This is a genomic window from Mucilaginibacter gracilis, from assembly GCF_003633615.1.
In the GTDB taxonomy this organism is placed as follows: Bacteria; Bacteroidota; Bacteroidia; order Sphingobacteriales; family Sphingobacteriaceae; genus Mucilaginibacter; species Mucilaginibacter gracilis.
In genome coordinates, this window is sequence record NZ_RBKU01000001.1 from 5,619,341 (window position 1) to 5,641,175 (window position 21,835).

Consider the following 21,835-nt stretch of genomic DNA (forward strand, 5'->3'; position numbering starts at 1 on the left):
TTGTACCAGGCCTTAAAACAGGGCTAATTAAAAACCAGCATCTTCGGTTTGTTATCGCTACCTTCACCAATATCCCGCGCCCTATTGGAAAGCCCTTTTGATACCCTCATTAATTCGTTTATTAGTAATGATGTTGGCATAGCCGATAACTTTTTAGGCGAAGCCCTGGCCCTGCACCTTAAACAAAATTTAATGGAGCTGTATAGCCATAAGCAAATGCTGCCCGCCGGCACCGGCAACCATGCCCTGGTGGTACACAACGAGCTTTACCGCAGCGATAAAATTTACTGGCTCGACCGCGCCCACCAAAACACGCACGAAAACACTTTTTTTGATTTGATGGACCGCTTTGTGGCCCACCTTAACCGCACCTGCTATACCGGCATTACCGGCTACGAGTTTCATTACGCGCTGTACGAAAAGGGTAGTTTTTACAAAAAGCATATCGATCAGTTTCAAAACAACGGCAGCCGCCAATATTCCATGATAATGTACCTAAACCCCAACTGGCAACTTGCCGACGGCGGCCAACTGTGCATTTATCACAATGGCATAGCCCAAAACATAGCCCCCCAAAACGGCAAAAGCGTGTTTTTTAAAAGCAGCCAACTGGAGCACGAGGTACTACTATCAAACAAAGCCCGCATGAGTATTACCGGCTGGTTAAAAATTTAGCTTTACTTAGTGGGTGATGGTTCATGGATGATGGTTCATGGTTCATGGATGATGGTTCATGGTTCATGGATGATGGTTCATGGTTGATGGTTCATGGGTGATTGCCCATTGTTGATGGTTCATGGTTGATGGATGATTGCTCATTGTTGATGGATGATTGCTCATTGTTGATGGATGATTGTTGATGCTTTATGGCGTTTTATTTAGTTTTTTAGGTATTGTGTTAATGATGAAGGCTATTGGCTGCAAGGCCTTTTTCTTGTTTAGATAGCAACGTCATACTGCCCAATTTAATTGCCTTGCTTTGCTGCGCCGTTAGGTGCAATAGCCCGGTAGCACAATAATATCCAATTGTTTTTTGCGCCGTAGGTGCAATACTTAGCCCACTTTTATAGCTGGTAACAGCAACAGGCAAAGTGTGGCACCACCGGCTTGCTATACTTTGCTACCTGTATATAACGGTTTACAATAGATGCCGATAAAAAGGATAATTGCACCATCCAACGTATTTGATGTAATTTTGCCAAACCATGAATCATAATCCATGAACCATCAACCATCATCCATGAACTAAAAAACACCTAACTGCCCATGTATTCTAAAGATGAAGCATCGCAAATCAAACAACAATTTTGGACCACCTTTGGCCAATACATAGCTCCGCAACCATCTGCCGAAGGCTTAAAAATAAATTGGGTTAATTACAAAACCGGCATTAAGCACCTGTATTTTAAAATGGAGGCCGATAAGCAAGGGGCCTTTATAGCCATCCAGATGTCGCACCCCGATTTGGAGATCCAGCAAATGATGTTCGACCAGTTTTTGGGCTATAAAACCATGCTGCACGCCACCCTTGCCGAACCCTGGGAATGGGCCCTGCATATTAACGATACCAATGCACTGCAAAACGGCCAGCGCACCGTTACCCGCATTTACAAACAACTGCCCGGCACAAGCATTTTTAACCAGCAACACTGGCCCGCCTTAATATCGTTTTTTAAACCCCGCATTATAGCCCTCGATGAGTTTTGGAGCGATGCCCAATACGGGTTTGATTTGTTTAGATGATTTTTTTTAAGAAAAAATACAAAATAAGTTTAGCTCAGTGCTTCTCTGTGTTACTTCCTCTGTGGTAAAAACAATCAAAGGCTGCAATGGGGTTTACACAAAGAATGCAAAAAACTTCTCCGCCAATTTCACTTTGCTTCCCACACAAAATTTTCACTTTTTGGATGCCCCACCCCTTCTCCCATCAAAAAAACTTATCCAGCGTTAGGCCATAAGTAAAAATAAGGTTATCGCTATTGGTAATGTTCATTTTGTTATAGGCCAGGGTGGTGGTAAGGCTTATCCATTTGCGCAGTTTTATACCCAGTATGGTATTGGAGCGGATAATATAATCGTTACCGTTTGAAAACGAGCTTTGCAAAAAATTACCGCCATCAATAGTAAAAACATCCCTTACCGCAAAATGGAACTGCAGCCTTAACGAGTTGCGGTAGGTGTGGTAGTTTACCTTGGTAAGCAGGCTGCTTTGGTCAAACAGCACCCCGTCGCTCAGGTTTAGGCGGGCGTTATCTTTATCCAAAATATTGTAGGCCACGCCTGCGCCGGCCAGCAACTGGTTGCCTAATTTTAACGAGTAACTGGTGTTATAATTGGCCAGCCCCCAGTAATAAAAATGCGGAAAGGTGCGGTAAAGATCAAAAAATACGGTGGTCGAAAAATCGTTATTTGTAAGCGTGCTGTTTTGCTTGCCATAAACCCAGGCACCGCTTACATTTAAATAGCTGCTTTTTTGTTTAACACCTAAATTTACTGCGTTGTTAAGCAGGTAAGCCGTGTTAGCTTCGGTTTTGTTTATAGAGCCGGCGGCTGTTGCCATTAAATGGTAATGCGTAGTATCGTTAAACTGGGCGCAGCAGCATTGGGCAATAGGCAATAGCAGCAGGGTTAAAAGTATTTTCATGTGATGTTTAGCCGGTAAAAATAAACACAAAACACATACGCCGCAAAGCACAATTTATGGCCTTTTAAACTTTTGTATCTCGGTATCATATCAATCTCCCGTATAATTAACAAGGTACAAAGCAATAACGGTAGTATGGGCATTTTTTAAACAGCCTCTAAAATTACCACCGTTAAAATGGTGTAAATAATGGCCAATAAAATACACCACCAACCGTTTTAGTTTAATATATACTTAACGCTACAATTACACTGGCTAATTTTGTTTAATAGCTTACATTTGCCGGCACAAACACCCAAAATTGCTACGGGCCTAAACCGCTTGCCCCCGCAGCAATTTTATTTTATTGATTGATAATGAAAGGCAAAAGGCTATTTTTTGTATTAATGCCACTATTTTGCTGTATTACCGCTTTGGGTATTGCGCAAAGTAATGTTGCACAACCCCAGGCTCAAAACGGGGTTATTGATCTGCGAAAGCAAAATTTCGACGAAAACTTAACTTTAAACGGGCAATGGCTGTTTTATTGGCAGCAATTGATAAGCCCGGCAGATAAAGCCCCCCACCAGGGCATTGTAGTTGATTTTCCGTTTAAATGGGACTCATATTACCTTAACGGGAAACGTCTGCCATCATTCGGCTATGCCACCTATAAGCTAACTGTGTTATTGCCCCGCGCCCCGCGCCCGTTGCGCATGGCCATGCCCGAAGTTTACAGCGCCTACCGCCTGTTTGTTAACGGCACACAGGTTGCTGCCAACGGCACCATAAGCACCACCCCGGCCGGTTTTGAACCGCACTGGAACTACAACAGTATTGACGTGCCCGATAATGCCGATACCCTTAAAATTGTGCTCCAAATTGCCAATTTTGCGCACAGCAAAGGTGGCATAAGCAAACCCCTGTATATAGGCAAAAAATACCTGATTGACTTAACCCGCAACCGCGACTCGGCTTTTGATTTATTGCTTACCGGTTGCCTGTTTATGGGCGGCTTGTTTTTTTTGGGCCTCTACCTGTTTGGCAACCGCGATAAGGCCATTTTGCTGTTCTCCATATTCTCCATCGTGTACAGCTACCGCCTTATTGGTACCGATAATTATGTATTGCACACCCTTTTGCCCGCAACAAGCTGGTACATTACCACGCGTATTGAGTACCTTAGTTTGTTTATCAGCATTGGGCTTTTTGGCTTATATACCCGCTACCTGTACCCGCTTTGTATTAACCGTAGCGTTTTATACACCGTTAGCTTTATTTGCTTTGTGTTTGGGCTGGCTTCGGTATGCCTGCCGCCGGTTTACTATACGCAACTTATTAATCCGTTTTTGGTTATTACGGTTTTTTGCATGCTATACGTGCCCTATGTATATTGGCGGGCCTTTAAAAATAAACGGCCAGGCTCGGTTTATGCATTGGCAAGCGCAGTTGCGCTTATGGTTATATTTTCCATTTCGCTGTTGCACTATTGGGCGGTAATTGAGCAGTTAAAAGCATTAAGCACCCTAGTTTACATGTGCTTCTTTTTCCTGCAATCGCTGGTGCTGTCGCACAGGGTATCGTTTGTGCTAACGCAATCAAAACAAGCTGCCGAAGAGGGCCTGCGCGCCAAGAGCGATTTTTTAAGCACCATGAGCCACGAAATACGCACGCCGCTTAACTCGGTTATCGGCATGAGCCACCTGCTTTTAAAAACCAACCCACGGCCCGATCAGGTTGAGCACCTGGATGTGATGCTGTTTTCGGCAAACAACCTGCTGGCCATTGTTAACGATATATTAGATTACAACAAAATTGAAGCCGGCAAAATTACCTTTGAGCATACCGAGATGGACCTGGCATCAATAGCCCGCAATATTATTAACGGCCTTAAAGGCCCCGCCGAAGATAAAGGCATTGAGCTTAGGTTAAACATTACAGGCGGCCTTGGCAACAAAGTAATGGGCGACCCTACCCGCACCTTCCAGGTAATTACCAACCTGGTACACAACGCCATTAAGTTTACCAGCCAGGGCTACGTAGAGCTTGGCATGCTGGTAACCGCCCAAACCGATAAAACCATTACCATTAACATACAGGTAAAAGATACCGGCATGGGCATCTCGCGCGAGAAGCAAAAGGTTATTTTTGAACGCTTTACCCAGGCCGATTCGTCAACCTCGCGCGGCTTTGGCGGTACAGGCCTGGGGCTGGCCATTTGCAAACGTATATTAGAGCTTCAGCAATCGGCATTAAACCTGGTTAGCGAAGTTGGCAAGGGCTCAACCTTTTACTTTATACAAACCTTTGATAAAAGCATTAAAACTACCGAGCAGCAAACCATAGAAAACAACGCGCCAACGCAGGATGACGAACCTCTAAACGGCATCTCTATTTTACTGGTTGAAGATAACCCCATGAATGTGCTGGTTGCCCAAAAGTTTTTACAACGCTGGGGCGCTACCATTGATGTGGCCGTTAACGGATTGGAAGCGCTTGACAAGGTTGACCCAACCCGCCACAACCTGATATTGATGGACCTGCAAATGCCCGTAATGGACGGATACCAGTCGGCCACCGAAATGCGCGCCCGGGGCATCACCATCCCCATAGTGGCCCTAACCGCCAACCTGCCCGCCGAAGTAGAAGAAAGAACAAAACAAGTTGGCATTAACGACATTGTTGTAAAACCCTTTTTACCCGACGAACTTTTTAGAAAAGTACTGCACCATGTGAGATGAGCGTGGCGAGGCGAAAGGTAGAATCAGGAAGCAAGAATCAGGAAGCAAGAAACAATGCATCGCCACCGCACGCGTCCTCGCTTGTGGCAACTATATTAAACAATCCTTCAATCACTCAATCCTTCAATCATTATCTCCCATCGCTTAAACTGTACATTAGCACTATTGCCTTTTTTTTTCGGATATTTATAAATATGATAAAGCTATGCTAACACTCAGTCCGTACCTGGTTTTTAATGGCAATTGCGAAGAGGCGTTTAATTTTTACGAACAGGTTTTTGGCGGCAAAATTTTATATATGGGCCGCTATAAAGATGTGCCACTGCCAAGCAGGCAATTTTTTAAGGCTGCTACCAACCAACAAATTATGCATGCCAGTTTACAAATTAACGCCCAAACCATTATAATGGGTAACGATAATGTAGAAACCTACCAAAAAGCAAACGGCACGGTTATCAACAACTTTTTTATTTACATAGCTACCCAAAGCCAGGCCCAGGCTTACGGCATATTTAACCAATTGGCTACCCATGGCCAAATAATAATGCCCATGGCCCAAACTTTTTGGACTAACCATTATGGCATCGTAACTGATAAATTTGGCATCAACTGGAAAATAACGTCCGAAACCGAATAGTATCCGATAGTGATTATCAGCCATCGCTCCTACAAGCGTCCTCGCTTGTGGCAACTATGCTCAATAGTCAACAAATTGCATAACCACAAGCGATGACGCTTGCGGGGAGCGATGAGCAATTAGTGTTTTGTTGCCGGATAGCAGTTCTGCCTAATATCTCCTCAATCAAAAATCCCAAATCGTAAATCCGAAATCCGAAATAATAATTAACTTTGCACCTCTCAAAAACAAAATGGGTTTTTGGCACAGTTTTTAACAATAGCAAAACATTATTTTAATACCACATAATGAATATCACACAGGAAAAAATCGACAGTCTAAACGCAGTACTTACCATTAAATTACAACCCGAAGATTATACTCCGCGTGTTGAAAAAGCAATAAAAGAACAAGCTAAGAAAGCTAAAATAGCAGGTTTCCGCCCCGGAATGGTTCCACCGTCGCACATTAAGCGCATGTACGGTAAAAGCATTTTGGTTGATGAGGTTAACAGTTTATTAAACGATAGCCTTTCAAAATACATCACCGAAAACAATATTGACGTTTTGGGCCAGCCGCTGCCTAAAATTGACGAAAACACCAATTTTAACTGGGATTATAACGATAATTTTGAGTTTAACTACGAATTGGGCATTGCCCCCGAGTTTACTTTAAACATTGACCCCACAGCTAAAGTTACCGAATACATTATTAAGGCCGACGAAGTTACTTTGGCCGAAAGGGTTAAAAACATCCGCCGCAGCTATGGCAAAATGACAAATCCTGACGTATCGGCAGATGATGATGTTCTTTACAGCGACTTGGTGCAACTTTCTGCCGATGGCTCTGTTTTTGAAGACGGAATTACCAACACGGCATCTATCCGTTTAGACCAGGTTAAAAACGCCGAAGTAAAGGCGCAGTTAATTGGTTTAAAAAAGGGCGATGTAATAACATTTGATATACAGAAGGCTTTTGATAACGACGCTGCAAAAGTTGCCGCCCTGCTGAAAATTGAAGAAGACGAAGCTGCCGATTTAAAATCGGATTTCCAGCTAACCGTTAAAAACGTGAACCGCCTGGAAGAAAGCGATTTGAACCAGGAGTTCTTTGACAAGCTGTTTGGTGAAGGTGAAGTTACCACCGAAGAAGAATTTAGAAACCGCATTACCCAGGAGGTTGAAAGCATGATGGTGCAAGATAGCGACCGCCGCCTGCAAAACGACCTGTATAACCTGGTAATGGATAAAGTGAACTTTGAATTGCCCGACGAGTTTTTAAAACGCTGGTTGCTTGCAACTAACGAAAAACTAACTCAGGAAGACCTGGATAAAGATTACGACAATTTTGCCAAAAACCTGAAATGGACCCTCATCGAAAACAAGATCATGAAGGACCATAACATCGAAATTAAATATGATGAGGTTTTTGCGCTGGCAAAACAACGTTTAGATGCCCAGTTCAGGATGTACAGTCCGCAACCCTTGAGCGACGAGCAATTGGGCCAGTACACCGTACAATACCTGCAAAGCAAAGAAAACGGCAACAAAATTTTTGAAGAACTAAAGGCCCTTAAAACCTTAGACTTTTTAAAAACCGTTGTAGCCCTCGAAAAAAAGGAAATTGATAGTGCCGCTTTTGCAGCCTTAGTTACCAACGAAAAATAAGTACGACATAAACATATTTAATATGGATGCCGGGCTTGCCCGGCATTTTTTGTACCGGAGTAAAATAATGATTGAGTGATTGAATGATTGAGTGATTGAATGAAGGATTGAGTGAAGGATTAAGTGATTGAGTGAATGTAATTGTATTTTTTTAATAAATCATTAAAATTCAATCACTCAATAATTCAATCATTAAAAATGTCATTGTGAGGTACGAAGCAACCGCACGGAAGCATATTTGCCCTGTACAGCAACCCGGCTTACGTGCGGTTGCCACGCTATCGCTCGCAATGACATTACGATATTGATTGAAGGATTGAGTGTAATTATATTTTTTTCAATAAATCATTAAAATTCAATCCTTCAATCACTCAATCATTAAAAAATTTTAATTTGCTTTAATAATTAACGCTGTGTGCTATATATTAGCAGCCGGCCATAACCCCCAAATAACCATGAAGATCGACAAAAACGAATTTCGCAATTACGCTGTTAAACACCACCGTATTAACAGCCTTGCTGTAGATAGCTTTATATCGCGCGTTGATAACTCGCGCATACCAACCAGCATGACGCCCTATATCATCGAAGAGCGCCAGCTAAACGTTGCCCAGATGGACGTATTTAGCCGCTTAATGATGGATCGTATTATATTTTTAGGCGATGCCATTTATGATACTAATGCCAACATCATACAGGCGCAGCTATTGTTTTTACAATCTGCCGATGCCAAGCGCGACATCCAGATCTACATCAACTCGCCCGGAGGCTCGGTTTATGCAGGTTTAGGTATTTACGATACCATGCAGTTTATCAGTAACGATGTTGCAACCATTTGTACAGGCATGGCAGCATCAATGGGTGCCGTATTGCTTTGCGCAGGCACAGCAGGCAAGCGCGCAGCGTTGCCACACTCCAGGGTAATGATACACCAGCCATCGGGCGGTGCAAACGGTCAGCAGTCTGATATCGAGATCACTTACCACGAAATTACCAAGCTTAAAAAAGAATTGTACCAAATTATTGCCGACCATAGCGGTGCATCATACGAAAAAGTTTGGGAAGCCAGCGATCGTGATTACTGGATGATTGCCGAAGAAGCCAAAGAATTTGGTATGGTTGACGAAGTTTTAAGAGGCAACGCTAAAAAGTAATTTTTTTGGCGTAAGGCTACCCTCGCATATCATTGCGAGGTACGAAGCAACCGCACGGAAGCAAATTCGCCCTGTATAGCAACCGGCTTACGAGCGGTTGCCACGCTATCGCTCGCAATGACATTACGATATTGATTGAAGGATTGATTGAAGGATTGAAGGATTGAGTGATTGAATGTAATTATATTTTTTCAATAAATCATTGAAATTCAATCCTTCAGTCACTCAATCCTTCAATCATTAAAATTGTCATTGCTTCGTACTAACGCTATATACGTGGCGCGTTAACTTTACGTTCAAATAATTAAAACCATTCCACATTTGCATGGTTAACAAAGTGTAAGTATTACACAAACAGGTTAACCACTGTTAATGAAGTATTTATGTTGTTATATGTTGATATTTTCAATTTTACAGCAACATTTTTGTAAATAAATCCGTAATTTTGAATAAACTAAAGGTGATGAATAAAAACAGCAAAGAGATAAAGTGTTCGTTCTGTGGTGCCGGAAAGCAGGACTCTCTGATGCTCATCGCTGGTTTGGATGCCCACATTTGCGACAAATGTGTAAACCAGGCCAACGAAATATTAGCCGAAGAAATGAAGGTACGTAAGGTTAAAAACCCTAACCAAACTACTAACATACTAAAACCAGCCGAAATAAAAAGCCATCTCGATCAATACGTTATCGGTCAGGATGATGCCAAAAAAGTACTTGCCGTAGCTGTTTACAACCACTACAAGCGCCTTAACCAAAAGGTTGAAAAAGACGAAGTTGAGATAGAAAAATCAAACATCATTATGGTTGGCGAAACCGGCACAGGTAAAACCCTGCTGGCTAAAACCATTGCCAAGGTGTTAAACGTACCGTTTTGCATTTGCGATGCCACCGTATTAACCGAAGCCGGCTACGTGGGCGAAGATGTGGAAAGCATTTTAACCCGCCTTTTACAAGCTGCCGATTATGATGTAACCACCGCCGAACGCGGTATTGTGTATATTGATGAGGTTGATAAAATTGCCCGCAAAAGCGATAACCCATCTATAACCCGCGATGTATCTGGCGAGGGTGTACAACAGGCCCTGTTAAAAATACTGGAAGGTACAATGGTTAACGTACCACCGCAAGGCGGCCGTAAACACCCCGACCAAAAAATGATAACCGTAAACACCAGCAACATTTTGTTTATTTGCGGTGGCGCGTTTGATGGTATCGAGAAAAAAATTGCCAACCGCCTGCGCACCCAAACCGTTGGTTACAAGTTTAAAAACGAAGACCAAGAGGTTGACATGAAAAACCTGTACAAATACATTACCCCGCAGGATTTAAAAGCCTTTGGCTTAATACCCGAACTGATAGGCCGCCTGCCCGTGTTAACGTATTTAAACCCGTTAGACCGCGAAGCACTGCGCAACATATTAACCGAACCCAAAAATTCGCTGTTAAAGCAATATAAAAAACTGTTTGAATACGAAGGCATCGACCTAGAGTTTGAACCCGAAACCTTAGAGTTTATTGTTGATAAGGCAATGGAATTTAAACTGGGCGCGCGTGGCCTCCGCTCCATCTGCGAAGCCATCATGATTGATGCCATGTTTGAGTTCCCATCCAAAAAAGATGCAAAAGCACTGGTGGTAACCTTAGATTACGCTCACGAAAAATTTGATAAATCCGACTTGAAAAAGCTAAAAGTAGCTTAACTTAATTCGATAAAAACGAATACAAAGGCTCCGGTTTACCGGGGCCTTTTTTGTGTTGGATAATTTTAACATAGTTAGTAAAAGCCACATCCGTGCGCAGTCTCTATTTACCATATTGTCATTACAATAGCGTGGCAACCGCAAGTAGAACAGCAAATATGCAACGATACTATGCCTCCGTGCGGTTGCTTCGTACCTACCCATTACGTTTTTAATTCCCCTCTCGAGAGCAGGGCGCGTTGAAACGTGTAGTGGCAGGGGTGTGTTGTACGCCAGGCATTTCGAAAATAACACACCCCTCCGCGCCTCTCGAGAGGGGAATCGCACAAGCCAACGCTCTTATTCGTCAGTTCACTTTCATAGGGCGCAGCATTCTATTGCTTCGCAAAAACAAAATTTAGATATAAAAAACGTTGCCTTTCAATAACGTGGCAAAAGAGGCAGTACATCCCACTATTTATTTTCCAAACCACATACCCGTTTGCCAAAAAAACCGTTACAATAGGGCATTTTTTAATCGCGGAGCCCGGCGCAGCACGTTTCAACATTCATTTTAGCTAAAACGTTACGGGCCAATAAGTATAAAATGTTAATTTAAAATGTATTTTTGATTTGGTAAATTATAAATCCCCCAGTTTGTAAATGTTTAGGCCGCTTGTTTATACTATTGCGTTTTTTTTAATACTATGCGCCACCGCCGTTAATGCCCAATGCCCCACCAACATTGGTTTTGATATGGGCGATTTTACCGGCTGGACAGGCTATACCGGCAATATAGAAAACCCAAGCGGCGTTATCACATTTACCGGGCAAGGCATTGTAGATGGTATACACAGCATTATAACCCGCGCATCGCAACAGGTTGACCAGTATGGCGGCTTTAGCTTAACCAGCCCAAACGGTAGCAGCACTATTGCCAAACTGGGCGATAACAGCAGTGGCGTAAACAAGGCGCAAAAACTTACCTACACCTTTACCGTGCCCCAAAACAATAACGATTTTAGCCTGATATACTACTACGCCGTAGTTTTAGAGGACCCGAACGATGGCAGGCATACCGACTTAAATAAACCCAAATTTATAGCCGCCGTTTACAACGTAACCGACGATAAATATACCGATTGCGCCAACTTTAACTTTGTATCCATCCGTAACTTACCCGGTTTTACACACTCCAGTGTGGGCGGCTATCACGGAGACCTGGATGTTTATTATAAAGAATGGTCGCCCGTTACAATTGATCTTAGGGGTTATGCAGGCAAAACGCTGCGGCTTGAGTTTACCACAAACAATTGTGCCCCCGGCGCACACTTTGCCTACGCCTACCTGGATGTGGAACAAAATTGCGCATCCCCGGTAACGGGTAACTATATATGCGATGGCAGCACCTCGTTAACCTTAAAAGCACCTGCCGGTTTTGCATCATACGCCTGGTACCTGGGCAGCAGCGCCACCGGTACACCGGTAGCAACCACCAACACCTATAGCATAAACCCGCTGCCCGCAGTGGGTACACAATACACCGTTCGTATTGAGCCCTACCCCGGCCTTGGTTGCGAAGATGTAATTACAACAACCATTATGCGGGCCGATAAACTGGTACTCACGGTACAGCCCCAGCTTTCGGCCTGTAGGGATGTGCCGGTTGATATAACCGCTGCCAGCATAACAGCGGGTAGTACATACCCGCCCCCCTATCTTTATTATACCGATGCCCAGTTACAAAATTTCGTTGTCGATCCAACAAAAATAACCACCGCCGGGCGCTTTTATATCAAGGCTACCGGCCCTTCGGGCTGCTCGGATGTTAGCCCCATTACCATAACACGGTTAGCAACTCCCACACTAATTATTACCAACCCGCCGCAGGTTTGCGCCGGCACAACGGTTGATATTAGCCTGCCCGCAGTAACCGCAGGCAGCGTTATGGCCAATTACTTAACCTATTTTATCGATGCCGCCTGCCTTATACCCCTCACAAACTATAAGGCAATAGCTAAAACCAACACTTATTATATTAAGGCTACCAATACTACCAATGGCTGTTACGATGTTAAGCAAGTTACCGTTTTAGTAAACGATTTACCCGTATTAAAAACCAACACCATAAGCGCCTGTAACCTTGGCGATATTACTGTAGATGCAGCCACAACAGGCAGCACGCCGGGTGCCCAATTTTCGTATTGGAATAACCCCGATGGTACCAACCCTATGCTAACACCAAAGGCCATACCTGTTGGTACTAACCAAAAATACTACATCAGGGCCACCAACCCCACTACAGGTTGCGTTTCGGATGTTAAACCAATATTTATAAACGTTTATGAGTACCCGCAGATAAAAAACCTTACCGATCCGCCTGCGGTTACCTTCCCCGCTACCATTGATATTACACAAAGCTTTACCCGCCAGGCAGGTACCGCCTATTATTACTATATGGATAGCCTGGCAACCAGGCTCATACCCGATGCTACCAAAATTGCCGTGCGCGGCACCTACTATATACAAGCCGTAAACGGCAACAATTGCTCAATAATAAAAGCGGTACATGCTAACATTAACGCGCCCAACGCCGTTGATTATGGCATAAACACCTTTACCCCTAACGGCGATGGCAAAAACGACGTATTCCGGCTCAACATAACCAACTCCATTAAGCTCAATCATTTCAGGATATACGGCTCATGGGGTGGCCTCCTTTTTGAAACTACCGACTACCTTAAAGGTTGGGACGGCACCTACAACGGCCAAAAAATGCCCATAGGCACCTATTATTGGATACTGGATGGCTACGATACCTATCTCAAACAAAGCTTCACCAAAGCGGGCAGTGTTACGCTTATATTGTAGGGGTATATCAAAAAATCATGTCATTGGGAGCGATAGCGTGGCAACCGCTCGTAGAACGGAAAACTATACCGGGTTAACAAGCCTACGTGCGGTTGCCCCGTACCTCGCAATCACAGGTAAAAAACCATTGCCATCGCCACCTAAGGGAGAAATATTTTGCGAGCCCCAAATACTACTACCAGCGTGCTTAAAAGCACTATTAACCACTATAGTGCAACAAAACGTACAAACTAAAAAGCAATACCATTTGCAAAATTGCCTTTTTTTTATTATCTTCATGTAAATGCCGCTATCCGGCGGCTGTTATACAAACAATTATTATGAACGAAGAAAAAGACGTAAAAAAAGAGGCCCAACCACAAACAACTCAAAAAATTAAAGAAGTAAGCACCCCCATCAAATCGGGCTTAAAAACCAAAGAGGCCATTGTGGCCAACTGGCTGCCACGTTACACCGGCCGCCCGCTCGACGATTTTACAGGATACATCATCCTCACCAACTTTTCAAAATACCTGCAAATGTTTTCGGAGTGGCATGATAACGCTCCAATTATGGGTTTAGATAAACCTATGCAAAGCGTAACTGCCGATGGTATAACCATTATTAACTTTGGTATGGGCAGCGCCCTTGCCGCCACCGTGATGGATTTGCTAACCGCCATACACCCCAAAGTCGTAATATTTTTGGGCAAATGCGGCGGCCTTAAAAAGAAAAACAACGTTGGCGATTTAATACTGCCCATAGCCGCCATACGTGGCGAAGGTACATCAAACGATTATATGCCGCCCGAAGTGCCCGCCCTGCCATCATTTGCACTGCAAAAGGCCATATCAACCACCATTCGCGATTATAGCCGCGATTATTGGACCGGCACCTGCTACACCACCAACCGCCGCGTTTGGGAACACGATAAAGTATTTAAAAAATACCTTAAAACCCTGCGTGCAATGGCCATTGATATGGAAACGGCAACCATTTTCACTACCGGTTTTGCCAACAAAATACCAACAGGCGCAATACTTTTAGTGTCCGACCAGCCCATGATACCCGAAGGTGTTAAAACCGCCGAAAGCGATAGCAAAGTAACCGAAACCTATGTAGAAACCCATTTACGCGTAGGTATCGATTCGCTAAAGCAACTCATCAACAACGGCTTAACGGTAAAACACTTAAAGTTTTAAACCCATCAAGGAGTCCAAAGGTAATTTGGCTCCGTGCCCTTTGTACTCCCCTCTTTGTGTCCTCCGTGGTAAAAATCAACCACAGAGAACACAAAGGTTTTGCACAGAGATCCACACAGAAATTTGTATTATTCTAAGCAGCTGTTCCCTCCACAACAGGCGTTCATTTGGAGCGCTAAAATCCCCGGAGTGCTAAAGCTGAAATAACTAAAAAGGAATAGCCAACATAACTTTCTATTAATAGTTCCGGTGCTCATTCTACCCAGATACTGCGCCGTAGGTGCAATAGCCCGGTAAAAAACAAAGTATCCAACCCTTTTGCGCCGCAGGTGCAATAGCCCGGAGAAAAACAAAGTATCCAACCATTTTGCGCCTTTAGGTGCAATAGCTCGGTAGAAAATAAAGTATTCAGGTGCAATACTTAACAAACTATTAAGGTTTGTGATAGCAACCGGCCAAGTATCGTACCTCCGGCACGAACTAATTACCAGGTGCCTTTTCTACCGCCCTTAAACTCCTCTGGAGTTACTCTTGATGCGTACTCATATTAAATACACTTTACCCTTGGCGCGCAAAACAACGGTTTTGGTTTATTGCTCACGCAAAAGCCAAAGCCGTTCGCATTTCGGTCAATTTCCATATCTTTATCGCAAAAAAAACGCATGTTGGCCCGTAATAAAATCATATTTTTCTGCCTGCTATCAGTACTGTTTATAGGTTGCGACAGGTTTACCAAGCAACTCGCTAAAGATCATTTAATGAATGCCCCCGTGTTATCCTACTTCCACGATACCTTTGTGCTTGAGTATGCCGAAAACACAGGTGCCGCCCTTAGCCTGGGCGATAACCTGCCCAAAACCGCAAATTTTATATTACTAAGCATTTTGCCACTGGGCTTAATGGTAGGGCTTTTTGTGTACTTTATTAAGCACCGACGGCAAATGTCGGTAACAAAAACCACCGCTTTGGCCATGATATTTTCGGGCGGACTGGGTAACCTTATCGACCGTATATTTTTCGACCGCCACGTTACCGATTTCATCAACATCGGCATCCAAAACCTGCGCACCGGCATATTTAACGTGGCCGATATGTGCGTAACCTTTGGCGTAATTATTCTGTTTTTTTGCCTCCGCAGCGAAGATAAAAACAAACAACCCGAAGCCGAAACAGAACCCCAAACCACCCCAACCGAAGCTTAAATATTTAAAAAACACCACAAACCAGGCAACGTCTCATTACACGAAGCAATCTCTAAGCTATACAGAGCGGCTTTGTAGGTCCGTTTGTCATAAGTAGAGATTGCTTCGTACCTCGCAATTTTAATGATTGAAGGATTGAGTTATTGAAGGATTGAATTTCAATGATTATTGAAAAAATGTAATTACATTCAATCACTCAATCCTTCAATCAATATCGTAATGTCATTGCGAGCGATAGCGTGGCAACCGCACGGAAGCCGGGTTGCTATACAGGGCGAATATGCTTCCGTGCGGTTGCTTCGTACCTCGCAATGACACAGGGGATTGCTATTTTTATTCTTTACAATTATTTACAAATAAAATTTAAACACGCTCTAAGGCATAAACCCAATTTTACCGTATCTGCGTAACGTTAACAATATTAAAAATCTGCTGGCAATCGTCAAGGTTGAGTTCAAAATCGGGGTAACCCTCCTTATCCGGATTGAGCGATTGGCAGGTAATCAAACCCGCATCAACATTGTGCTTAACAATACGCTTAATTAAAATACCCTCCTTGTGTACAATCACATAATCCTTAAAACGGTGAATATGGAAACGGCTGCTCCATAAATGCCGCTGTATTTCGCGGCCCGTAACCGTGCTGCCCTCGGTAATACTCTCATCTGTACCATTGCTCATGCTATCGCCAATAACCTGGAAAGCCATATAATGCCCTTTATGTTGTTTATTTACCACAAAACTATGCTTGGGCAACTCCTCCAGGTACTCATCATCCTGGTAGCCCGATAAGTAACCCGCATACGCATAATCCTGCACCAAAGGCACAATCATAATATACTGCCCGTTACCCAAATCAATAAAAGGCGAATCGCCGTCGTGATGCTGCATTTGCCCAACCGAATACCCGTTAGTATGCTCGGCCACAATCATCGACAAAGGCACATCACTTTCAAAATTGAAAGCATCCGGAAATTTACCCAGCAACAACCTTTTAAAACCAGCCTCCAAAACATCCTTCCGCAAGTGATAATTTAGCCCCTGGCGTGTTAAACCCAGCATAATAGCAATATCGCCCATGGCCTTCCCGGTGCCTTTAAGGGTATTCCGGGTGTAGTCTCCTTCATGCATACTTTACAAATTGAAATATTTTCACTCTTTCACTTTCATTATTGAAAGTATCTTATTACATTTGTACATCAATAATAACCAAAGTAACAAATTGTTTTTCAATAATGCAAGTAGAAAATCACATCCCACCTCCCCCACCCCGTAACTGGAAGGCCAGTTTAAACAAAATGCAGGTAAACCAAAGCACCCGCATCAGCATTCAATACTATAATTCGGTAAAAGCAGCCATCAGCATGCACTTCCACAGCAACCTGCAAAAAGCCTTCACCACCGCCAAAGAACCCGGCGGCTACTTTAGAGTATGGAGGTTAAGATAAATGATTGAATGACTGAATGAATTTTGAATGATTGAGTGATTGAATCAATTTTGAATGATTGAGTGATTGAGTGATTGAGTGATTGAATGAAATAACTACCGAGTTATTGAATAGAATAAATAATTACTCATTCACAATCAAAATTCACCCACTCAAAAATTCAATCACTCAATCATTCAGTCATTCAAAATTCAATCACTCAATCATTCAAAATTCAATCACTCAATCACTCAATCATTCAATCATTAACTCCCGATGCCAACCTTAACAAACACCAACGTTGATAATTTGCTGGCGCACCTGTTTGCCGATAAAAAAGCTATTTATATTGACGATATTAATTTTAGTGCCGATGGCGGTTACGATGTATCGTGGTGCCTCGATTTTACCCTTAAAATGAGTACGCCCCAATGGATGGATACCCACCTGGAGCGCCAACCACTTATTAACTACATACTTGCCGAAAAACTAAACCAGTGGGAAACCTACCGTTACGATAGCCAAACCGGCAGCGTACAACCCCATACCGAAACAGCAACCGATATTGAAACCTTTTTAAACGAAAACTACCACGAAGTGATACACAAGTATTTAGAAAGCACCATTTAACCCCGCCAATAAACTATCGGCGCAGCATTTCCATCCACAACAAAACATTGCAAAACCACATGAACAAAACAGAAGAACTGATATTAACGATATTTAAAACCCACAGCGGCGAGTGGCTTAGCCCGGCAAAAGTAAGGGCCATAGTGAGCGCCATAACCGGGCACGATGTATTGCTGCCCACCGTGCGCCGCGCAATAACCTGTTTAACCAGGCAATGCAAACTGGTACGTTCTAAAACGGCAAGTGCGTATAAAGTATTCGAGGGGTAACAATTAACCTAATTATCGTCTCGCTGGTGCTCATCCTTTATGCGCACATAATACAATTTGGAGCATTTAGCACAAAACATCTTCCGTTTAGAAAGTTTAGGAAACAACGATTTAATCCAACGGCTACGTGGAATTTGGTAATGGAATGAAACATTACACTTCGGGCACAAATAGTGATCTTCGAGCATGCAGTAATAACTTTAGCTTAATTGGGCGGACCAAATTAAGCTAAATAATTAACACACAGAAATAAAACCCCATCAAACCAATACTAAAAATTAAAATGCTTTTGTTAAACGATAATTTCTAAACCATCATTTCATCAAACAAAATAAAATTAACCAAACAAACGCCGCCTAAAAACCGCATTTTTTACCCTCTTTGCCAACTTTAATTAGCCATGAAAACGCCATTAAGCAATTTTATACCCATAAACCGCAAGCTTTTTAAACACGAATTTTGGGCCGAAAAACGCCAGTATTCCAAATTTGAAGCCTGGCTTGATTTGATAACGTCGGCAAGGTTTGATAACACCGAGGGCCGGGTGTTAATTGGCAGCAATATTGTGCGATGGAACCGCGGCGAACTACCCGCATCAATCCGCTTTTTAATGGAACGCTGGGGCTGGACAAAAAACAAAGTAGAAAGCTTTTTAAAACTGCTTAAAAGCGAACAAATGATAACAACCCGTACAGCCCCCAACACCACGCAAACCATTATAACCATCTGTAATTATGAAAGTTACAACACCATAAACAAAACCGCCAGCCAGCAAACCGGACACCAGCCGGACACCGACCCGACAACTGCCGGACAACAACCGGACGAAACTAATAAAGCCAATAAACAAAAAATAGATAAACAAAGAACAATATACAGGGCCTTTGCCCACCTGGTTTTGTTTACCGATGAATACGATAAACTAATTGATGCCGGTTACACCGTTAACCACATCAACAAAATTTTAGATGAGGTAGAAAACTATAAAAACAACAAAAAATACACCTCGCTATACCTCACCGCAAAAAAATGGCTTGAGCGCGAAAATTTGAACCAAACCAACGCCGCCGCCGGGGCAGGCAAAATTGTGCAAATAACCAACGCCTTTCAGCAAGCCTTACAGTACCGTTAGGCCATATCCGGGCAACCACCAGCAACATCAAACCCCATACGTTAAACATTACAATTATTACAACCACACGCTAAAAAATGAACCAGCAAGCTGATAGTGCCCCGCAATATACAAGCAATTTGGTGCCAACGGCATCGGCAACAGCCATGGCGCAATTGTTAAATTCGCCCCTGGCCATACAGGCTACGCCACAACAGTTAGAGTACACCCTGGCGCAGGCAATGGCCAAAGCCTTTGCCGATATGGGCATTAACACCACCGACCGTAACGACGAGATTACCTACCTGGTACAAAACATGCCCGCCGAAGTACTGCGCACCCTGCCCAACATCCGCCTAAGCGAAATACCCGTTGCCATAAACCGCGGCATATTGCGCCAGTTTGGTAACTTTTTTGGCCTTAACGTAGCCACATTTATGCATTTTTTAATGGCCCATTACCAAAGCGAGCAACGCCTAAACGCCATAAAGGCACACAGCGCGGCACTGGCCAGTCAGGCCCCAAAACCAGTGCCCAGTGCCCAACAAATAAAGCAAAACCGCATTAGCCGCATAGCAACCGCCTTTTACCAGTACAAAACCACCGGCTATTATAACGACTATGGCAGCCTGGTATTTGATAACATAAACGCAATGGGCAAAATACCCTTTACCCCCAGCAAGAAGCCGGCATATTGCAGCAAGCCCGCCAAAACATGATAAACCGCTACAGCCGCGTATCGCTTTACGCCGACGAACGCGCCGGCCTGCGCTCAACCCTCAACAAAATTATAAACGGCGAGGCCCCAAACCTCATCCTCACCGAAGCCAAACGCATCACCCTATTCCAATTATTCGACCTCCTGATTAACCAAAACACCGATATTTTAGATTGGCTGCACCAGTGAGGCGAAGAGGGCGTTGAAGTTTCTATAATTATTTCCCCCGCCCGTTTAGGCGTCCACGCCTGAACACAAACGGTTTGCAGCGTCCACGCTGCCCACCTTAAACCATAATCCCTTGCACCCCCGCGCCCGTTTAGGCGTCCACGCCTAAACAAAAACGGTTCGCAGCGTCCACGCTGCAAACCCCAAACCATAATCCCTTGCACCCCGTGAGCGCCCCCCGCCCGTTTAGGCGTCCACGCCTAAACAAAAACAGTTTGCAGCGTCCACGCTGCAAACCTTAAACCATATCCCCCACTTCGTGTTCAAAATTAAATACACGGTGTAGCAAAAATTAATTTTTAGTTAAATTACAACACCTGAAAAACAGGGTTTTAAGCGCATTTGGTTAAATGGCACACCTATTGTTTAATAAATTGCATAACAACAAAAAAACTCTACGATTTATGAAAACTTACAACGAACACGACAGCGTAATTTACACCGATGCGGCAGGTAACATGATAGACACTTTTGTTGTTTACGAAACCGACCCGCAAAGCGGCCTTACCCATATTAACCATATGGATTTGCTGGTGCCCTTAAAAGCCTTGAAATTACACCCAAAATCGTTAGAGTCCAACCATTTGCCGGTGCGCGATGCGTTTAGTTTTGAGATACTAAAAAAATTAAAAGCCAAATACACCGATAACGATACCGAAATCAAAACCAAAATAATGAACCGCCCCGCCATGACAATTTATTCGCAAGCATCATAAGTACACGCCTAATATATATATCCCCAAAAGGCTTCACCATTAATTTGGCGAAGCCTTTTTATTGAGCCCAGCACCGGCGCGGCTTAGTGCTACTACTATGATGTTAATAGTGTACTGATAGATAGTGTTTAGAAGAAAAACGCCAATTCACCACGTCAATTGCGAGGTACTAAGCAATCTCTAAACTATACAAAGCTACTCTGTAAGTCCGTTTGTCCTGCGTAGAGATTGCTTCGTACCTCGCAATAACGTTTTTAATAAGGGTGTCATTCTGAGCGACAGTCGAAGAAGGGAGCGCAGAGGCCAAGCAGCTATACAGAGTAGATATGATTAAATGGCGAGTGCATTTTGAGTCGCGCAAAGAGGCCACCGCTCCGTCCTTCGACTGTCGCTACCCATGACGTTTTTAATTCCCCTCTCGAGAGTGGGCGGGTTGAAACGTGTAGTGGCCGGGGTGTGTTGTACGCCAGGCATTTCGAAAATAACACACCCCTCCGCCCCTCTCGAGAGGGGAATGGCACAAGCCAACGCTCTTTCGAACATCAGTTCACTTTCATAGGCCACAGGATTCTATTACTCGCGATAAACGCAGGGGATTGATGTTTTTAAACAGCCTTTTATACAAAAAATAATAAGCTAACTTTTCACTCAACGCTTAGTACTTTTAACTTACCACCTTACTTGCCAAACTGGGCAATAACCCTTTGCAGTTCGCTGGCCTGCATTACGCCGCTTTGTCGCCATTTGCTTTGTCCGTTTTTAAACAGCATCAGCGTAGGCACACTTTGCACCTTGTAGGCACCGGCCACCGCCGGGTTTTTGTCAATATCAATTTTCAGGATGGTTATTGTATCGCCAAGAGCATCTTTAAGTTGCTTTAAAATAGGTGGCATGGCCTTACACGGCCCGCACCACTCTGCCGAAAAATCAATAAGTACCGGCTTGTCAGATTGTATCAGTTCAGCAAAACTTGCCATGGTTTTATAGTTTATAAACCTTT

At 43.6% G+C, this 21,835-nt stretch carries 20 protein-coding genes; 17 read left to right on the plus strand and 3 right to left on the minus strand.

From position 1 onward, the window contains the following. Positions 1 to 48 precede the first annotated feature (48 nt). Together BDD43_RS24970 and BDD43_RS24985 are read left to right on the plus strand one after the other, a co-directional pair. Positions 49 to 675, plus strand: a complete 627-nt coding sequence (locus BDD43_RS24970; protein ID WP_246001784.1) for a 2OG-Fe(II) oxygenase — start codon at positions 49 to 51, stop codon at positions 673 to 675. Positions 676 to 1,266: 591 nt separating this feature from the next. Next, positions 1,267 to 1,743, plus strand: coding sequence for a DUF4268 domain-containing protein (locus tag BDD43_RS24985; protein ID WP_121200800.1), 477 nt, complete (start codon positions 1,267 to 1,269; stop codon positions 1,741 to 1,743). A 184-nt stretch (positions 1,744 to 1,927) separates the two neighbouring features. Here BDD43_RS24985 and BDD43_RS24990 read toward each other — a convergent pair whose 3' ends face one another. Further along, a complete protein-coding gene (locus BDD43_RS24990; protein WP_121200802.1) occupies positions 1,928 to 2,644 on the minus strand; it encodes a DUF481 domain-containing protein in 717 nt (238 codons plus the stop codon). A 356-nt stretch (positions 2,645 to 3,000) separates the two neighbouring features. Between BDD43_RS24990 and BDD43_RS24995 the strand changes: the two genes are divergently transcribed. The 8 genes from BDD43_RS24995 (at position 3,001) to lspA (ending at position 15,736) form a co-directional block, all read left to right on the plus strand. Further along, positions 3,001 to 5,364: an ATP-binding protein gene (locus BDD43_RS24995; protein ID WP_121200803.1), complete on the plus strand. Its 2,364-nt coding sequence runs from the start codon at positions 3,001 to 3,003 to the stop codon at positions 5,362 to 5,364. 205 nt (positions 5,365 to 5,569) lie between these two features. Next, positions 5,570 to 6,001 carry a VOC family protein gene (locus BDD43_RS25000; protein ID WP_121200805.1) on the plus strand — a complete coding sequence of 144 codons (432 nt, stop codon included), beginning with the start codon at positions 5,570 to 5,572 and terminating at the stop codon, positions 5,999 to 6,001. A 287-nt stretch (positions 6,002 to 6,288) separates the two neighbouring features. After that, positions 6,289 to 7,647 carry a trigger factor gene (tig, locus tag BDD43_RS25005; RefSeq protein WP_121200806.1) on the plus strand — a complete coding sequence of 453 codons (1,359 nt, stop codon included), beginning with the start codon at positions 6,289 to 6,291 and terminating at the stop codon, positions 7,645 to 7,647. A 455-nt stretch (positions 7,648 to 8,102) separates the two neighbouring features. Continuing rightward, complete coding sequence (gene clpP / locus BDD43_RS25010) at positions 8,103 to 8,801, plus strand: ATP-dependent Clp endopeptidase proteolytic subunit ClpP (protein WP_121202115.1); 699 nt, start codon at positions 8,103 to 8,105, stop codon at positions 8,799 to 8,801. 463 nt (positions 8,802 to 9,264) lie between these two features. Further along, complete coding sequence (gene clpX / locus BDD43_RS25015) at positions 9,265 to 10,503, plus strand: ATP-dependent Clp protease ATP-binding subunit ClpX (RefSeq protein ID WP_211339731.1); 1,239 nt, start codon at positions 9,265 to 9,267, stop codon at positions 10,501 to 10,503. A gap of 642 nt (positions 10,504 to 11,145) precedes the next feature. Continuing rightward, on the plus strand, positions 11,146 to 13,353 hold the full coding sequence (locus BDD43_RS25020; RefSeq protein WP_121200808.1) for a gliding motility-associated C-terminal domain-containing protein: 2,208 nt from the start codon (positions 11,146 to 11,148) through the stop codon (positions 13,351 to 13,353). Between the two features lie 320 nt (positions 13,354 to 13,673). After that, the gene (locus BDD43_RS25025) at positions 13,674 to 14,534 is read left to right on the plus strand and encodes an AMP nucleosidase (protein WP_121200810.1); all 861 of its coding nucleotides are present in this window, start codon (positions 13,674 to 13,676) and stop codon (positions 14,532 to 14,534) included. Positions 14,535 to 15,196: 662 nt separating this feature from the next. Then, positions 15,197 to 15,736: a signal peptidase II gene (gene lspA, locus BDD43_RS25030; RefSeq protein WP_121200812.1), complete on the plus strand. Its 540-nt coding sequence runs from the start codon at positions 15,197 to 15,199 to the stop codon at positions 15,734 to 15,736. A 393-nt stretch (positions 15,737 to 16,129) separates the two neighbouring features. Here the strand turns inward: lspA and BDD43_RS25035 are convergent, their stop codons facing one another. Further along, the gene (locus BDD43_RS25035; RefSeq protein ID WP_121200814.1) at positions 16,130 to 16,867 is read right to left on the minus strand and encodes a S24 family peptidase; all 738 of its coding nucleotides are present in this window, start codon (positions 16,865 to 16,867) and stop codon (positions 16,130 to 16,132) included. A 104-nt stretch (positions 16,868 to 16,971) separates the two neighbouring features. On the opposite strand from BDD43_RS25035, the gene BDD43_RS25040 reads away from it, so the two are divergent. The 7 genes from BDD43_RS25040 to BDD43_RS25070 all read left to right on the plus strand — a co-directional run bounded on the left by BDD43_RS25040 (position 16,972) and on the right by BDD43_RS25070 (position 20,835). Then, positions 16,972 to 17,184: a hypothetical protein gene (locus BDD43_RS25040; RefSeq protein ID WP_121200815.1), complete on the plus strand. Its 213-nt coding sequence runs from the start codon at positions 16,972 to 16,974 to the stop codon at positions 17,182 to 17,184. A 255-nt stretch (positions 17,185 to 17,439) separates the two neighbouring features. Further along, the gene (locus BDD43_RS25045) at positions 17,440 to 17,793 is read left to right on the plus strand and encodes a hypothetical protein (protein WP_121200817.1); all 354 of its coding nucleotides are present in this window, start codon (positions 17,440 to 17,442) and stop codon (positions 17,791 to 17,793) included. Between the two features lie 59 nt (positions 17,794 to 17,852). Next, positions 17,853 to 18,062 carry a hypothetical protein gene (locus BDD43_RS25050; RefSeq protein WP_121200819.1) on the plus strand — a complete coding sequence of 70 codons (210 nt, stop codon included), beginning with the start codon at positions 17,853 to 17,855 and terminating at the stop codon, positions 18,060 to 18,062. Between the two features lie 400 nt (positions 18,063 to 18,462). Beyond that, the gene (locus tag BDD43_RS25055) at positions 18,463 to 19,194 is read left to right on the plus strand and encodes a hypothetical protein (protein WP_121200821.1); all 732 of its coding nucleotides are present in this window, start codon (positions 18,463 to 18,465) and stop codon (positions 19,192 to 19,194) included. A 77-nt stretch (positions 19,195 to 19,271) separates the two neighbouring features. Beyond that, entirely contained in the window at positions 19,272 to 19,892 is a 621-nt protein-coding gene (locus tag BDD43_RS25060; protein WP_121200823.1) for a hypothetical protein, read from the plus strand. Next, positions 19,889 to 20,080 carry a hypothetical protein gene (locus BDD43_RS25065; RefSeq protein ID WP_121200825.1) on the plus strand — a complete coding sequence of 64 codons (192 nt, stop codon included), beginning with the start codon at positions 19,889 to 19,891 and terminating at the stop codon, positions 20,078 to 20,080. Before BDD43_RS25060 ends, BDD43_RS25065 begins: the two co-directional genes overlap by 4 nt. Before the next feature lie 443 nt (positions 20,081 to 20,523). Next, positions 20,524 to 20,835, plus strand: a complete 312-nt coding sequence (locus tag BDD43_RS25070; protein ID WP_147425733.1) for a hypothetical protein — start codon at positions 20,524 to 20,526, stop codon at positions 20,833 to 20,835. Positions 20,836 to 21,512: 677 nt separating this feature from the next. Here the strand turns inward: BDD43_RS25070 and trxA are convergent. After that, on the minus strand, positions 21,513 to 21,812 hold the full coding sequence (gene trxA / locus BDD43_RS25075; protein WP_121200828.1) for a thioredoxin: 300 nt from the start codon (positions 21,810 to 21,812) through the stop codon (positions 21,513 to 21,515). Positions 21,813 to 21,835: the final 23 nt, after the last annotated feature.